The organism is Kitasatospora sp. NPDC040550, from assembly GCF_055594965.1.
The window spans coordinates 1-1,337 of record NZ_JBVIWC010000065.1 but is presented as its reverse complement, the minus strand read 5'-3'; the positions used below and the strand labels follow the sequence as shown (position 1 = coordinate 1,337).

The following is a 1,337-nucleotide window of genomic DNA, read 5'->3' as shown; positions in this document are numbered from 1 at the left end:
GGATGCTCTTATGGATGTCAAGCAGCGGTTGTGAGCTTCTCGGCGGTGATCGGTGAGGTGCTGGGTGCGGTCAGGACTTGGTAGATCTCGCGGGCGATGTACCGCTTGAGGCAGCGGATGATCTCCTTCTTCGACAGGCCGTCGGCGGTGCGGCGGGCCGTGTAGTCCTTCGTGCGCTGGTCCCAGCGCAGGCGGCAGAGCACGATCCGGTAGAGGGCTGAGTTGGCGCCTCGGTCACCGCCTCGGTTGAGGCGGTGGCGCTGGGTGCGGCCGGAGGAGGCCGGCAGCGGGGCCGCACCGCAGAGCATGGCGAAGGCCGCCTCGGAGCGCAGGCGCTCGGAGTTCTCCCCGGCCGTGACCAGCAGCTGCCCGGCGACGTCCGCGCCGACACCGTTCAGGGCGAGCAGGGTCGGGGCGATCTCGGTGACCAGGGGGATGATGAGCTCGTCGAGTTCGACGATCTCCTCACCGAGTCGCTGGTGGCGGCGGGCCAGGGTCCGCAGCGCGAGTCTGGCCGCGACGACCGGTTCGCCCGCCCGCTTGGCGTCCGGTCGCGAGGCCGCGCAGGTGGCGATCAGCTGCCGGTCGCCCAGGTCCCGCAGAACGGCCCGCAGTTCTTCCGGCGCGGTGATGACCAGTGTCTTCATCTGCCGTGCCACGTCGGTTCGTTGACGCACCGCGCTGCGGCGGGCCACTCGCAGGTTTCGTAGGGCTTCCACCCGGCCGTCGCGCTGCTTGGGTATCCCTGTGCGGCGGGCGGACAGCGCCGCCCGTGCGGCGGCCTCGGCGTCGACCGGGTCGGACTTGCCCTGCCACCGGCGGGCCTTGCGGTCCGGGCGGTCGATCTCCACCACGGTCACGTCCTGCTCGCGCAGGTGGCGGGCCAGGCCGGCCCCGTAGGCGCCGGTGCCCTCCACCCCGACCAGCACCAGGGTGCCGAACGAGCGGAGCCATGCCAGGAGCTCGCGGTAGCCGGCCGCGGTGGCCTCGAACTGCTCAGCGCCCAGCGGCCGTCCGGCAGAATCGACGGCCGCCGCCGTGTGAGTGTCCTTGTGGGTATCGACGCCGCCGGTGATCTCGCGGCTCTGCTGTGCGATGGTGGACATCGCCGTCCTCTCCAATCGACCGGTCAGGGCGGCAGCCACCGGTCCGGCGGGCGGACAGGACAGTGATGGGGCCTCTGGCCAGGCTCTTATGAAGTCACGCAAGCCGGGCCGGTGGATGCACACGAGCGACTCCCGGACGGGGCCGACAGATCCCGTTGAGGACCCGAGGTCAGTCAGAGGGTGGGTCAGGCCCCGCCGGGAGACGCTCATGAACATCCTCACTGTCAGCGG

General features: G+C 71.0%; 1 protein-coding gene. It reads right to left on the bottom strand.

The window, feature by feature from the left end; all coding sequences use genetic code 11:
* Positions 1-17: 17 nt before the first annotated feature.
* Positions 18-1,106, bottom strand: a complete 1,089-nt coding sequence (locus ACZ58X_RS40190) for an IS110 family RNA-guided transposase (protein ID WP_470338516.1) — start codon at positions 1,104-1,106, stop codon at positions 18-20.
* Positions 1,107-1,337 lie beyond the last annotated feature (231 nt).

Coding starts and splice junctions, on each gene's coding strand:
- ACZ58X_RS40190 (WP_470338516.1), bottom strand. CDS start 1,106: ATGTCCACCATCGCACAGCAGAGCCGCGAGATCACCGGCGGCGTCGAT.